We start from the raw sequence: 13,592 nt of genomic DNA, 5'->3' as shown, positions 1-13,592 counted from the left end.
ACCCGTCAGGGAGCACGCGTCCGGCTCAGGTGGTACGGATAGCCGGACGACCGGACAGCGAGGGGCCGGCACGGAGGCCCGTCGAGCGGGGCTCAGGCGTCCCGGAGGCGGACCGAGCCGTGGCACAGGCCCAGGGAGCGGTTCCGTATGGAGTGGTTCACCTCATCCGACTACTGGCTGAGCCGGCTGGTCTTCCAACGGGGGCTTGCCGCCCTCTACGTGATCGCCTTCGTGGTGGCGGCGAACCAGGGCCGGGCCCTGATCGGCGAGCGGGGCCTCACGCCGGCGCCGCGGTTCCTCGCGCGGATGCCGTTCCGGGGCTCCCCCAGCCTCTTCCACCTCCACTTCTCGGACCGCTTCCTCACCGGCTGCGCCTGGCTGGGGGCCGCGCTCGCCGCCGCGGTGGCGGCGGGGGCCGCGGACCGGGTGCCGCTGTGGGCCGCGATGCTGATGTGGCTGGTGCTGTGGCTGCTGTATCTGTCGATCGTCAATGTCGGGCAGGTCTGGTACGGCTTCGGCTGGGAGTCGCTGCTGCTGGAGACCGGCTTCCTCGCCGTCTTCCTCGGCAACGCCCGCACCGCACCGCCCGTCCTGGTGCTGTGGCTGCTGCGCTGGCTGCTGTTCCGGGTGGAGTTCGGCGCCGGGCTGATCAAGATCCGGGGGGACCGCTGCTGGCGGCAGCTGACCTGTCTGTACCACCACCACGAGACCCAGCCGATGCCGGGCCCGCTGAGCTGGTTCTTCCACCGGCTGCCGAAGCCCCTGCACCGGGTGGAGGTCGCGGCCAACCACCTCGCCCAGCTCGTGGTGCCCCTGGCGTTGTTCACCCCGCAGCCGGTGGCGAGCGTGGCCGGGGGCGTGGTCGTGGTCACCCAGCTGTGGCTGGTCGCGTCCGGCAACTTCTCCTGGCTCAACTGGCTGACCGTCCTGCTGGGGCTCGCCGCGGTGGACGGGCGGCGAGCGGCCCGGGTGCTGGGGCTTCCGGAACCGCCGCCGCTCGCCGCTCCCCCCGTCTGGTACGAGGCCGTGGTGCTGGCCGCCGGCGCGCTGGTGGTGGTGCTCAGCTACTGGCCGGCCCGTAACCTGATCTCCGGCCGGCAGCTGATGAACTACTCCTTCAACCCGCTGCACCTGGTCAACACCTACGGCGCCTTCGGCAGCGTCAACCGCTCGCGGTTCGAGGTGGTGATCGAGGGCACCGACGAGCCGGTGCCCACGGCGGACACGGGGTGGAAGGAGTACGAGTTCCGGGGCAAGCCGGGCGATGTGCGCCGGATGCCGCGCCAGTTCGCCCCGTACCACCTGCGGCTCGACTGGATGATGTGGTTCGCCGGGATCTCGCCCGCCTACGCCCGGGCCTGGTTCGGCCCGCTGGTCACCAAGCTGCTGGAGGGCGACCGGGCGACGCTGAGGCTGCTGCGGAGCTGCCCCTTCCCCGGCGCGCCGCCCACGTACCTGCGCGCCCGGCTGTTTCTGTACCGCTTCACGACCTGGCGCGAGCTGCGGGCCACCGGGGCGTGGTGGCACCGCACGTTCGTCCGTGAGTTCCTGCCCCCGGTCGCGCTCGACCGGACCGGCGGCGCGGACCGGCCGGACGGGCCCGGGGGCGGGGCGGGCTAGGCGCCCGCTGCTCCTGCGGCGCGCCGGGCGACCTCGATGACGAAGAGGCTGCTGGCCGTGGGGCGGATGTCCGTGATCTCGAGGCCGGCCTCGGACAGCAGCCGGGTCAGCTGGCGCCTGGTGTGTTTCCTGCCGCCGACGTTGAGGAGCAGCAGCAGGTCCATCCCGGTGGTGACCTTGGGTTCTGGGCTGTCGTCGACCAGGTTCTGCACCAGCACCGCCCGGCCGCCCGAGCGCAGCGCCGCGGCCACGTTCCGCAGGGTGGTCACGGTCCGCTCGTCGTCCCACTCCAGCAGGTTCTTCAGGATGTACAGGTCGCCGGGCGGGACGCCGTCCAGGCAGCTTCCCGCCACCACCCGCGCCCGGTCGGCGAGTTCCCCGCCGGGCCGCAGCGCGGGGTCCGCCGAGGCCACGACGGACGCCAGGTCGTAGAGCACCCCGCTCAGCCAGGGGTAGCGCTCCAGGACGGTGCGCAGCAGGTGGCCCCGGCCGCCGCCGATGTCGACCACGACCCGTACGCCGGTCATGTCCAGCGCCTCGGCGACCATGGCCGAGGTGAAGGTGGAGGACTGGGTCATGGCCCGGTTGAACACCTCGGCGGAGCGCGGGGCGTCCTCGGCGAGGTAGGCGAAGAACTCCTTGCCGTACAGGCGCGGGAAGACCCGCTCGCCGGTGCGCACCGCCTCCTCCAGGTGCGGCCAGGCCCGCCAGGTCCAGGGGGCCACGGTCCACAGCACCTGGTAGCGCACGCTGTGCGGGTGGTCCTCGCGGAGCACCCGGGACAGCTCGGTGTGGGCGAAGCGGTCCTCGGCGGGCTCCGCGAAGACGCCGTGCGCCGCCAGGGCCCGCAGCAGCCGGGCGACGGCCTCGGGGTGCAGGTCCAGCCGGGCGGCGAGCTCGCCGGCCTCGACGGGCTTGTCGTCGATCTCGTCGGGGAGCCGCAGCTGGACGGCCGTCATCATCATGGCGGAGACCCACAGGCCCATCGCCAGTTCCTTCACCCGGGCCGCGGTCGCGAGTTCGGGGGTGTAGTCGGTGTCGGTCACAGCGTTTCCGCCTCTCGTGGTGCGGTCGTCAGGGCTGGACTCGGCCGAGGCCGCGCTTCCAGTGGTAGAACTGCCGGGCCGAGGCCTGCTCGACGCTGCCCCAGGCCCCTTCGTACGGCGTGACGTACTCGTCCATCGCCTCGCTGATCGACCGGAACAGGGGGTGGTCGTGCTGGGGGGTGAGCGTCCTGGAGAGGGCCTCGTCGGTGCGGACGAGGTGGAAGTACAGGTCCTTGAAGGTGAGCAGCCGCCGCTCCTGGACGCCCACCAGGTCGGGCAGTTCGGTGGTGTCCGATTCGGCGAACAGCCTGCTGATCTCGGCCCGGTGGTCGCCGGGCTTCAGCCGGGCGACGATCAGGGTCGTGGCCATGGGGTTCCTCCGTGTCTCGATGGTGTCCCGACGGGGTGGTGTCGACGGGGGGCTCGTTCAGGGGGCCGACGCGCGGGCGCGGGCCTCGATCCGGTCGCGGATCAGCTCCATCTGGATCCTGGTGTTGCGGTTGATGTGCTCGGCCATGGCGGCGTCGTCCACGGGCGCCCCGGGCGACATGTGGAACTCCTGGACCCAGCGCATCCGCACCCCGCCGGGGTCCGGGGTGAACTCCCAGAAGATGTTCATGAACGCGAAGGGGCCGGTCTCCACGCGGCGGGAGCGGACCGTGTGCGTGGCCGGGTCCGCGGTGCGCTCGGACACCCAGCTCCACCGGGTGCCGTCCTCGTCCGGGTGCATGGTGAGGCGGAACCGTATGGTGTCGCCCTCGCGGTGGAGGATCTCCACCGACTCGTACTCGCTGAACAGCCGCGGCCAGCCCTCGACATCGCCGGTGATGTCCCAGACCAGCTCCAGGGGCGCGTCGATGACGATGGAGTTGTCGGTGCGGGCGTGTTCGGTGGCTTCGGCCGCGGTGGCTTCGGCTCCGGTGGATTCGGTCATGCTCCGGCTCACTCTCCTTCTCCGGTGTTTCCGATACAGGCGTTGACCACGGAGACGGTCTCCCGTGGGGTGCGCATCCGGCTGAGGGCGTCGTCGGGCAGCGTCAGGTCGAAGGTGTTCTCGATCTGCGAGTGGATCTCCAGTACGGCCAGGGAGTCGTAGCCGAGGTCGGCGAAGTCGGCGTCGAGAGCGTCCCCGTCGAGGCGCTCGCCGTCCTCGGCCCCCGCGCTGCCGCGCATGATCCGCCTCAGGTCGTCGATGGTGAACTCGGTCATCTGGATTCCTCCGTGGACACCCCGGCCTTCAGGCCGGGGAGGAAACGGGCTCCTGCGGAGCAGGGCAGGGAGCGCCGAGTCACCGACCGGGCGATTCGGCGCCCATCGCCGATCAGTTCGGGCTTCACAAGCTGACGTGCTAGCTTGTGAGCATGCCCACTCCTGTGAAGCGGGCGTTCAAGTACCGCTTCTATCCGACCGATGCGCAGGCAGCCGAGCTGTCGCGCACGTTCGGATGCGTGCGGAAGGTCTACAACCTCGCGCTCGCGGCACGCACCGAGGCATGGGTGCTGCGGCAGGAACGGGTCAACTACAACGCCTCCTCGGCGATGCTGACGGCGTGGAAGAAGACCGAGGAGCTGGCGTACCTCAGCGAGGTCTCCTCCGTCCCGCTCCAGCAGGCCCTGCGCCACCTCCAGACGGCCTTCACCCACTTCTTCGCCAAGCGCGCCGGGTATCCGCGGTTCAAGTCGCGGAAGAAGTCCCGGAAGTCCGCCGAGTACACCACCAGCGCGTTCCGCTTCCGCGACGGCGAGCTGACCTTGGCGAAGATGATGGAGCCGCTGGAGATCGTGTGGTCCCGCCCCCTTCCGAAGGGCGCGTCGCCGTCCACCGTGACCGTCTCGCAGGACGCGGCCGGGCGCTGGTACGTGTCCCTGCTGTGCGAGGACCCCACCGTGAAGCCGTTGGCCGCAACGGATGCGGCGGTCGGTGTGGATGCCGGACTGGACCACCTGCTGACCCTCTCGACCGGGGAGAAGATCTCCAATTCCCGGCACGAGCGGCGCGACCGTACCCGCCTGGCCAGGGCGCAGCGGCACCTTGCCCGCAAGGCCCCGGGCGAGGGGGCGAACCGGGCCAAGGCGAGGCGGAAGGTCGCCCGTATCCATGCCCGCGTCGCCGACCGCAGGCGCGACACGCTGCACAAGATCACCACTCGGCTCGTTCGTGAGAACCAAACGATCGTGATCGAGGACCTCACCGTTCGGAACCTGCTGAAGAACGGCAGGCTCGCCCGCGCCATCTCCGACGCGGCGTGGAGTGAATTCAGGAGCCTGCTGGAGTACAAGGCCCAGTGGTACGGCCGCGAGGTGATCGCGGTCGACCGCTGGTTCCCCTCCTCCAAGCTGTGCTCCGTGTGCGGCACCCTGCGGGACAAGCTGCCGCTGCACGTCCGTACCTGGACGTGCGACTGCGGCACGACCCACGACCGCGACGTGAACGCGGCGCGCAACATCCTGGCCGCCGGGCTGGCGGTTTCGGCCTGTGGAGCCGGTGTAAGACCTCAACGGAGCACTCCGGGCGGGCAGTCGGCGACGAAGCAGGAAACCCCACGGCGCGAGCCGTAGGAACCCCCTCCTTCGGGAGGAGGAGCAAGTCAACGGTGTCTCCTCGCTCGTCCGCGCGGGTCGGTCCGGCGGAGGACCAGCGCGGCGTTCATGCCGCCGAAGCCCCGGGCGGCCACCAGGGCCGTGCGCACGGGGCCGGGCCGCGGCTCGCCCACCACCAGGTCGAGCCGGTGGTCCGGGTGCGGGGTCACCCCGGCGGCGGTGGGCGGGATGACGTCGTCGCGGATGGCCAGCAGCGCGGTGGCCACATCCAGCGCGGCGCCCGCGTACAGCCGCCCGGTCAGCGTCTTGGGCGCGGTGACGGGCACCCCACGGGGCCCGAAGACCCGGGCGAGGGCGTCCGCCTCGGCGCGGTCGAGGGCGGGTACGGCGGCGGCGTCCGCGAAGACGACGTCGATCTCCTCGGCGGACGTCCGCGCGTCGGTCAGGGCGTTCACGATGGCGCGGCGCAGCCCGGGCTCGCGGCCGGAGCCGGGTGGCGGGTCGAAGGTGGCCGCGTGCCCGGCGATCTCGCCGTACGCGTGGGCGGCGCCGCGCCGCCGGGCCGAGCGGGCGTCCTCGACGATCAGCATCGCCCCGCCCTCGCCCGGGAGGTGGCCGCAGGCCCCGGCGTCGAACGGCACATACGCCCGTGCCGGGTCCTCGCGGGTGGACAGCCGGCCGTTGGAGAGCTGGGCGACCAGACCGTACGGGCACAGGGAGGCGTCGGTGCCGCCGCTGACCACGAGCCGGGCGCCGTCGCGCAGCACCCGGCGGGCGTGCGCGAGCGCGTCCAGGGCGCCGGCCTGCTCGGCGGCGATGACCCCGCACGGTCCGCGCATGCCGTGGCGGATGGAGATCTGGCCGGTGGTCGCCGCGTAGAACCAGGCGATCGACTGGTACGCGCCGACGTGCCGGGGCCCGCGCGACCACAGCCGTTCGATCTCCCGCTGCCCGAACTCGGTGCCGCCGGAGGAGGAGGCGGTGACGACCGCCATGTCGTACTCGGAGAGCGCGGCCAGGGCGTCGGGGCCGGCGCCGGCGTCGGCGAGCGCGGCCTCGGCCGCGGCCAGGCCCAGATGGGTCCAGCGGTCGGTCTGGACGGCGAGCCGGCCGGGGACGCGTTCCTCGGTGCGGAAGCCGGGCACCTGGCCGGCCAGCCGCACCGGATAGCCGGAGGCGTCGAAGCGGGTGATGGGCCCGATGCCGCTCTCCCCGCACAGCATCGCCGACCAGTACTCCTCGACGCCGACGCCCCCGGGCGCGACGATGCCGAGGCCGGTGACCCAGGCGGTGGGGGTGTCGGTGGCGGCCCCGGCCGCGGGGGTCACCGGGCCCTCCCGGGGCGGCTGAGCAGCATCGCGGTCTGGAAGCCGCCGAAGCCGCTGCCGACCGAGAGCACCACGTCCATGGTGTGGTCACGGGCCGTCAGCGGGACGTAGTCCAGGTCGCACTCGGGGTCGGGGTGGCGCAGATTGGCGGTGGGCGGCACGACCTGGTGCTCGAGCGCCAGCGCGCAGGCGGCCACCTCGATCGCGCCGATCGCCCCCAGTGAGTGCCCGACCATGGACTTGATGGAGCTGACGGGCACCTCGCGGGCCCGCTCGCCCAGCGCGCGCTTGAAGGCGGCGGTCTCGTGGCGGTCGTTCTGGCGGGTGCCGGAGCCGTGCGCGTTGATGTAGTCGACGTCGTCCGGCGCGAGGCGGGCCCGGTCGAGCGCGACGCGGATGGCCTCGGCCATCTCCCGGCCGTCGGGCCGCAGTCCGGTCATGTGGAAGGCGTTGCTGCGGCCGGCGAACCCCGCGAGCTCGGCGTAGACGTGGGCGCCCCGGGCCTGGGCGCGGCCGCGCTCCTCGAGCACCATCACGGCGGCGCCCTCGCCGAGCACGAAGCCGTCCCTGCGGTGGTCGAAGGGGCGGGAGGCGTGGGCCGGGTCGTCGTTGTTGGGCGAGGTGGCCTTGATGGCGTCGAAACAGGCCGAGGTGATGGGCGAGATGGGCGCGTCGGTGGCGCCGGCGACCATCACGTCGGCCGAGCCCTCGGTGATGAGCTGGGCCCCGTAGCCGACGGCGTCGAGCCCCGAGGTGCAGCCGGTGGAGACCAGACCGACCGGGCCCTCGGCGCCGCACGCCCACGCCGTCTCGACGGCCAGGGTGCTGGGCACCATGTAGCCGTACAGCTGCGGGACCCCGTAGCGGTGGTCGACCAGACGGAGCCGGCCGGCGTCGCTGAGCACGACGTACTCCTCCTCCAGGCCGGTGGTGCAGCCCACGGCGCTGCCCAGGCTGACGCCGGTGCGGTGGGCGGGCGCCTCGGCGGGGGTGAGGCCGCTGTCGGCGAGCGCCTCCCTGGTGGCGGCGACCGCGAACTGGGCGGCCCGGTCCATCCGGCGTATCTCCTGGGGGCTCAGCCCTTCGGCGGCGGGGTCGAAGTCGCATTCGGCGGCCACCTGGGAGCGGAATCCGGTGGGGTCGAAGAGGGAGATCCGCCGGGTGGCGGTGCGCCCGGCGGTGAGCAGCTCCCAGAAGCACTTGGTGCCGATCCCGCCGGGGGCCACCACGCCGATCCCGGTGATGACGGCGGTTCGGTTCACCGCGAGTCCCCGGCGAGCGTGCCGGTGGCCGGGGACTCGACCGTCTCGGTGTCCACATGGCCCAGCTCCGGGCGGGGGGCCAGCGGCGAGAGGTGGAAGACGATCCTGGCCTGGACGGCTCCGGTGTTGCGGACCCGGTGGCGCATCCCGATGGGGACCATCAGCCCCTGGTCGGCGTGGAGTTCGCGGGGGGTGCCGTCGAGGTCGACGACGAGGTCGCCGCGCACCACGTACAGGAACTCCTCGGAGTAGGGGTGGTAGTGCTCCGCCACGTACTCGCCGGGCTCGATGATGGCCACGCCGAGGAAGCCGGAGGTGGCGCCGACCGTCTTCGGGCTGAGCAGGGTGCGCAGGTCGCCGCCGCGCCGGCGGTTGGGCGGGGCGTCGTCCAGCGAGACGACGGGGACAGGCTGTGCGGTCACGCTTCCTCCTGAAGAAGTGGCGGTGGTGAGGTGGGTCGCCCGGGCGCGGCCCGTGGGGCGCTGGGCGGCTACGGCCGGGCCCAGGCGCCCGCGCCGGGCACGGGGGACATCGCGCAGCCCGTGAAGAAGGCGCGGAAGCCGGCGTCGGTGGTCAGGTCCTGCTCGACGTCGAGGAGCCGGTTGAGTTTGGCTCCGAGGCCTGAACGGGGGACGACGCGGGCGATGTTGTCGAGCTCCTCGGCCGGGTCGGCGGTGGCCTCCCAGAACCGGACGACGAGGTCCTGGCGGGCGAAGATGGTGCTGCTGATCAGGGCGGACGCCAGCTGTTGGGAGGTGCCGGGGGCGACTCCGGCGGCCAGCAGCCGGCGCAGCTCCTCGCCCTTGCCCGGCCGTACGGGGTAGAGCAGGGCCCGGCGGCGCACGGTGAGCCGGGCGGGGTACGGCCGGGCGTAGTGGGCCCAGCGGGTGAGCCGGGCCCGGATGAGGTAGGAGGCCGCCGAGAGCCGGTGGGGCATGCCGCACAGCTCGCGCAGGCCGGCCGCGACGTCCGGGTGCGCGGTGAGGTCGGCGACGAGGCCGTCGAGGCCGCCGGTGGTGTCGGCGATGTGCAGCACCCGGCGCGGCGCGGTGAACGTGGCCACCGTCTCGGTGCGCGCCTCGCCGGCCGGGGCCGCGGGAAGGCGTCGCAGCAGCCGCGCCACCCGTGTTTCGTTGCCGGGCTCGACCGGAAGTCCCAGGGCGACCCGCTCCATCCGTACCACTCCCCCTGTGTGTGCGGCTGTGTGTGCGGCGCTCGGCTCGTCGCGGCCCGGGACCGGGCGCGTCCGGGAAGCCGGAAAGAGCCGATGTGGCGAGAGTGCACACCGACGCTCAGGAAGCGGACAGGTTTCTCACAAGGGCGGTGTCGTGGAGGGGACGGGCCGTGATAGTAGACCGAACTGTTCCTTATCCTCCTTGTCCGGCAGGGTAGCCCCCGCTGATAGGGTCCGCAAAGGGGTCGTGAAGGTGCTTTTCGGGGAGGGGGAGGGCCGCCGGATGAGCGGGGAGGACGCGGGGGCGCCGCCGGTGCGGACCCGCCGCAGGGGCGCCGCCCTGGAGCGGGCCATCTACGAGGCCACGATCGCCGAGTGCGCCGAGTCCGGCTACGGCAGGCTGACGCTCCGGGGGGTGGCCGAGCGGGCGCGCACCGGGAAGGCCGCGCTGTACCGGCGGTGGAGCACTCCGCAGGATCTGCTGCTCGACGCCTTCGAGCATGTCCTGCTGCCCAGCGAGGAGTTGCCCGAGACGGGCGATCTGCGGGAGGAGCTGGTGGCGGCGCTGCGGCGGATGGCCGACGCCCTCACCGGGCGCGCGGGACCGCCCGCGATGGTGCTGCTCGGGGACCTGCTGCGCCACCCGGAGCTGATCGCGGTGTTCCGCACGCGGTTCATCGAGCCGCGGCTGGAGGCCATCGCGGAGATCCTGCGGCGGGCGGCCGAGCGCGGCGAGATCCCCGGGGAGTCGGCCAGCCCGTTCGCCGCGCGGACCGGGCCCGCGCAGGTGATGATGCATTACCTGCTCAACGGCACCCCGCCCGACGACCGGGCCATCGAGGCCATGGTGGACCAGGTGGTGCTGCCCGCGCTGCGGGCCGGGCGGCGGGGCCCGGGGGACACCTGAGGCTCGTCGCCGCCCGGGGCGGTGGCGTGGTGGCACCCTCTGGGGGCGCTCGGGCCGTCAGAAGCCGATGAAGTGGCGCACGGCGGGCGCGGTGCGGGTGACCGCCATCCGCTCCAGCGCGTACTCGTGGACCAGTTCGCGGAGGCGGTAGTGCCGGCGGCCGGCCGCCGGCTCCCCCGCGACCTCCATCAGCGAGGCGTCGACCAGCCGCATCAGCACCACGTCCGCCGTGGTGGTGTCGGTGCCCAGGGCCCGGGCGCCCTGCCCGGCCGTGAACAGCCGGCGCGGCATCAGCGCCATGCGCAGGAAGGCCTCCTGGGTGTCCGGGTCGAGCTTGCGGAAGCAGCCGTCCAGCCGGTCGTAGAGGTCCAGGCCCAGCGACGAGAGCTCGGAGAGGCGGTGCTGGCCCTTGGCGGACCGTATCTTCGCCAGGACGCAGGAAATACTGACCGGCCGCATCGCCGTCAGCCGCTCACCGAGGAAGGTGATGGCCAGCGGCAGGCCGTCCGCGAGCCGCACCACCTCGGCGACGGCCTGGGGCTCGGCGGCGGTCCGCTCCCGCCCGATCAGCCGGGTCAGCAGCTGCCCGCCCTCGGCGGTGGACAGGCAGCCCAGCGTCACGGCGCGCGCCCCGCGCAGCCCGTAGAGCAGGGAGCGGCTGGTGATCAGCACGGCGCAGCCGGTGCCGCCGGGAAGCAGCGGTTCGACCTGCTCGGGCGAGTCGGCGTCGTCCAGCACCACCAGCATCCGGCGGTCGGAGGTCCAGGTGCGGTACAGCGCCACGCGTCCGCTCAGGGTGGCCGGGATGTCGCGGGGCGCCACGCCGATGCCTCGCAGGATGTGCTCCAGCCCTTCCGCCGCGGACGCGGGTGTGGTCTGTGCTCCGCCCAGCGGGACGTACAGCTGGCCGTCGGGGTAGCGGGCGCGGACCGCGTGGGCGAGGTGGACGGCGGTGGCCGTCTTGCCGACGCCCGGCATGCCGACCAGGGACACCACGGGCAGGCCGGTGCCGTCGCCGTGGGCCGCGAGCAGGCCGCCGACCTCGTCGAGCACGGCCCGCCGCCCGGTGAAGTCGACGATGTCCCGGGGGAGTTGGGCCGGCGGGGCCGGGGGGCGGGCGCGGCGGGGCGGCGGGAGCGGGGCGGCGGGCGGCGGGTCCAGTGACGGGTCCCCGGCGAGGATGGAGCGCTGCAGGCGCTGGAGTTCGGGGCCGGGCTCCAGGCCCAGCTCGTCGACCAGGTGGCGGCGCAGGTCCTGGAAGACCTTGAGCGCCTCGCCGCGGCGTCCGGAGCGGTAGAGCGCGAGCATCAGCCGGGCGTGGATGCCCTCGTGCAGGGGCCTGGCGGCGGCGAGGGCCTTGAGCTCCCCGGTCAGTTCCTGGTGGCGGCTGAGCCGGAAATCGGCCTCGATGCGCATCTCCAGGGCGCGCAGCCGGCTTTCCTCCAGCTCGGTCGCGTGCGCTTCGAGCAGTTCCCCGCAGTCCACATTGGCCAGGGCGCTGCCCTGCCAGAGTCCCAGGGCCCGGTTCAGCAGTTCCCGGGCGTGTTCCGGGTCCCCCGCGGCGAGCGCCTCCCGGCCTTCCTTGACCAGTGCCCGGAAGGAATTGAGGTCGATCGCGCTTTCCGGCACGCGGACGGTATAACCGCTCGGGCGGGTCTGGAGGAACAGCTCTCCGCCGTCCGGGCGGGCGAGGCCGCGGCGCAGTTCGTAGATGTAGGTGTGTACGGCACGGATGGCTTTGTCGGGGGGCCTGCTCCCCCACAGTTCGTCGATGAGGGCCTTGGTGGGCACGACCTCGTTGTGCCGCAGTATCAGCAGGGCCAGGGCCCGGCGGAGCTTGGGAGCGCTCGGCGTCCGGGCGCGGGTGTCGGTCAGGACTTCGAAGTTTCCCAGCACCTGAAACCTCATACGCGAACTCCCCCAGTTCATTGTGGCGTCACAAGGCCCTGCCTCTGCCCCCGTATTTCAGGTCGCAGCCGAGCATACCTCCGGCCCGCATGATCAGTGGATCCGCGCCATATTTCGGCTCAATCGCACCTGTGCCCGCTGATGCGTAAAGCGATTGATGAGCCAGGCGCGCCCAGGAGGCCGGAACGGGGTGGTCCTCGTCCACCGGATTCCATCGGAATCCACCGGAATTCGCGGACCAGTTCGACGCACATATTTCCGGGCCGCTTTCCGGATGGCCCGGACCGCGCGTGCGTCAGTGTCCGTGCGCCGCCGAGCGGTGGACCGGGCCGTGGGCGGCGAGGCAGTGGTCGCCGGGCGCGGCGCCCTCGGCGGCCGGCCCGCACGAGGCCCGGGGCGCCTCGCGGTCGTCGAGGTGGTCGACCTGGAGGGTGGTGTGGGTGATCCCGTAGTGCTCGCCCAGCATCCGCTCCAGGTCCTCGCGTACGGCGTGGCAGTCGCCGTCCGCGGACGCGACCAGCACATGGGCCGAGAGCGACACCTCCCCGGAGGTGATCTGCCACACGTGCAGGTCGTGCACCTCGGCCACGGCCGCGTGGGACACCAGCCGGTCCCCGATCTCGTCGGGCTCCACCCCGGCCGGCGCGGCCTCCAGCAGCACCCGGCCGGAGGCCCGGACCAGCCCCACGCCGGCCTTCACCATGAGGACGACCACGACGAGGGAGGCGATGGTGTCCGCCCGGGTGAAGCCGGTGGTCATGACGACGACACCGGAGACGGCGGTGCCGATGAAGGCGTAGAGGTCGTTGAGGATGTGCTGGAAGGCGCCCTCGACGTTGAGCGAGCCCCGGTTGGCCTTGGACATGCACCAGGCCGCCGCGATGTTGACGGCCACCCCGGCGAGTCCGGTGGCCAGGACCAGGGCGCCGCTCACCGCGGGCGGGTCGATCAGGCGCTCGACCGACTCATAGCCGAGCCACACCGCGAGGAGCAGCAGCGAGAGCCCGTTGGCCTGGGCGGACAGAATTTCGGCGCGCTTGAGTCCGTAGGTGTAGCCGCCGCGCGAGGGCCGGGCCGCCAGCCGGATCGCGACCAGCGCGAGCACGATCGACGCGGCGTCGGTGAGCATATGGGCGGCGTCGGAGAGCAGCGCCAGCGAGCGGGCCACCACGCCGATGACCCCTTCGATCACGATGAAGCCGCTGATCAGCGAAAGCGCCGCGAGCAGCCAGCGGCGGTCGGCGTTCTCCGCCACGCCATGGCTGTGACCGCCGTGTCCCTCCCCGTGCCCGTGCTTATGGCCGCCCACGCGCTCCTCCTCTGATCGCCCATCGGAACAGCGCAATTGAACAGCACATCGGACAATAAACCAAAGGCTGCAATGGACACGGTTATCAAGTGCCCGCGGAGGCGATATGAAATGCCTTTCTGAATTCGGCAATGCTTTTCATTGTCGTCCCCGGTCCGGGTGAGGTCGGGGGAAAACCGGTGACCGCGCCGGGCGTGGCGCGTTGGCCTGACATGACGACGACGATGCGACGCCGTTCTCTCTCGCAGCCGAGCAGAGCGCTGGACCGGAGCACCGCGGGCGGCGAAACGCTCCACCAGAGCACCTGTGTGCCCATCTACGCCGCGCTGGTCGAGCGCTGGGCCTCCGCGGGGCGGGCGGTGCCGGGGCGCTACGACCGGGAGTGGGCCGAGCTGGTCAACTGCCCGGCCTGGCCCGAGCGGGTCCGCTCCGCCGCCCGGCCCGCCGCCGCCCCGACGCCCCTCAACCGCCCCTGAGCCCGGGCCAACCGCCCCTGAG

The 13,592-nt window shown here is 72.7% G+C and carries 14 protein-coding genes; 4 read left to right on the top strand and 10 right to left on the bottom strand.

The window, feature by feature from the left end; all coding sequences use genetic code 11:
- The first annotated feature begins 147 nt into the window (after positions 1–147).
- Complete coding sequence (locus ABFY07_RS10400) at positions 148–1,620, top strand: lipase maturation factor family protein (protein WP_346174202.1); 1,473 nt, start codon at positions 148–150, stop codon at positions 1,618–1,620.
- Here the strand turns inward: ABFY07_RS10400 and ABFY07_RS10395 are convergent.
- From ABFY07_RS10395 to ABFY07_RS10380, 4 genes are read right to left on the bottom strand one after another with little or no spacing between them, the layout of a single operon-like run.
- A complete protein-coding gene (locus ABFY07_RS10395; protein ID WP_346174201.1) occupies positions 1,617–2,666 on the bottom strand; it encodes a methyltransferase in 1,050 nt (349 codons plus the stop codon). The genes ABFY07_RS10400 and ABFY07_RS10395 overlap by 4 nt on opposite strands.
- A gap of 28 nt (positions 2,667–2,694) precedes the next feature.
- Positions 2,695–3,036, bottom strand: a complete 342-nt coding sequence (locus ABFY07_RS10390) for a TcmI family type II polyketide cyclase (protein WP_346174200.1) — start codon at positions 3,034–3,036, stop codon at positions 2,695–2,697.
- 57 nt (positions 3,037–3,093) lie between these two features.
- Complete coding sequence (locus tag ABFY07_RS10385; protein ID WP_346174199.1) at positions 3,094–3,600, bottom strand: SRPBCC family protein; 507 nt, start codon at positions 3,598–3,600, stop codon at positions 3,094–3,096.
- A gap of 8 nt (positions 3,601–3,608) precedes the next feature.
- Positions 3,609–3,875 carry an acyl carrier protein gene (locus ABFY07_RS10380; RefSeq protein ID WP_076971951.1) on the bottom strand — a complete coding sequence of 89 codons (267 nt, stop codon included), beginning with the start codon at positions 3,873–3,875 and terminating at the stop codon, positions 3,609–3,611.
- A gap of 152 nt (positions 3,876–4,027) precedes the next feature.
- On the opposite strand from ABFY07_RS10380, the gene ABFY07_RS10375 reads away from it, so the two are divergent.
- Positions 4,028–5,224: an RNA-guided endonuclease InsQ/TnpB family protein gene (locus ABFY07_RS10375; protein WP_346174198.1), complete on the top strand. Its 1,197-nt coding sequence runs from the start codon at positions 4,028–4,030 to the stop codon at positions 5,222–5,224.
- A gap of 29 nt (positions 5,225–5,253) precedes the next feature.
- Here the strand turns inward: ABFY07_RS10375 and ABFY07_RS10370 are convergent, their stop codons facing one another.
- The 4 genes from ABFY07_RS10370 to ABFY07_RS10355 form a co-directional block, all read right to left on the bottom strand.
- Positions 5,254–6,534, bottom strand: a complete 1,281-nt coding sequence (locus tag ABFY07_RS10370; RefSeq protein ID WP_346174197.1) for a ketosynthase chain-length factor — start codon at positions 6,532–6,534, stop codon at positions 5,254–5,256.
- On the bottom strand, positions 6,531–7,796 hold the full coding sequence (locus ABFY07_RS10365) for a beta-ketoacyl-[acyl-carrier-protein] synthase family protein (protein ID WP_346174196.1): 1,266 nt from the start codon (positions 7,794–7,796) through the stop codon (positions 6,531–6,533). Before ABFY07_RS10365 ends, ABFY07_RS10370 begins: the two co-directional genes overlap by 4 nt.
- The gene (locus tag ABFY07_RS10360; RefSeq protein ID WP_346174195.1) at positions 7,793–8,218 is read right to left on the bottom strand and encodes a cupin domain-containing protein; all 426 of its coding nucleotides are present in this window, start codon (positions 8,216–8,218) and stop codon (positions 7,793–7,795) included. The genes ABFY07_RS10365 and ABFY07_RS10360 overlap by 4 nt, the downstream gene beginning before the upstream one ends.
- 68 nt (positions 8,219–8,286) lie before the next feature.
- Positions 8,287–8,970: a SchA/CurD-like domain-containing protein gene (locus ABFY07_RS10355; protein ID WP_346174194.1), complete on the bottom strand. Its 684-nt coding sequence runs from the start codon at positions 8,968–8,970 to the stop codon at positions 8,287–8,289.
- Between the two features lie 283 nt (positions 8,971–9,253).
- On the opposite strand from ABFY07_RS10355, the gene ABFY07_RS10350 reads away from it, so the two are divergent.
- Entirely contained in the window at positions 9,254–9,877 is a 624-nt protein-coding gene (locus ABFY07_RS10350) for a TetR/AcrR family transcriptional regulator (protein WP_346174193.1), read from the top strand.
- A gap of 57 nt (positions 9,878–9,934) precedes the next feature.
- Here the strand turns inward: ABFY07_RS10350 and ABFY07_RS10345 are convergent, their stop codons facing one another.
- Together ABFY07_RS10345 and ABFY07_RS10340 are read right to left on the bottom strand one after the other, a co-directional pair.
- Complete coding sequence (locus tag ABFY07_RS10345) at positions 9,935–11,785, bottom strand: AfsR/SARP family transcriptional regulator (protein ID WP_346174192.1); 1,851 nt, start codon at positions 11,783–11,785, stop codon at positions 9,935–9,937.
- 295 nt (positions 11,786–12,080) lie between these two features.
- Positions 12,081–13,094 (bottom strand): cation diffusion facilitator family transporter, encoded by a 1,014-nt coding sequence (locus tag ABFY07_RS10340; RefSeq protein ID WP_346174191.1) that lies wholly within the window; start codon positions 13,092–13,094, stop codon positions 12,081–12,083.
- 224 nt (positions 13,095–13,318) lie between these two features.
- Here ABFY07_RS10340 and ABFY07_RS10335 point away from each other — a divergent pair, with 224 nt between their 5' ends.
- A complete protein-coding gene (locus ABFY07_RS10335) occupies positions 13,319–13,570 on the top strand; it encodes a hypothetical protein (protein ID WP_346174190.1) in 252 nt (83 codons plus the stop codon).
- The last annotated feature ends 22 nt before the right edge of the window (positions 13,571–13,592 follow it).

Origin of the sequence: Streptomyces sparsogenes subsp. cuspidosporus, from assembly GCF_039532705.1 — a bacterium.
In the GTDB taxonomy this organism is placed as follows: domain Bacteria; phylum Actinomycetota; class Actinomycetes; order Streptomycetales; family Streptomycetaceae; genus Streptomyces; species Streptomyces sparsogenes.
This window is presented reverse-complemented; position numbering and strand designations above follow the sequence as displayed.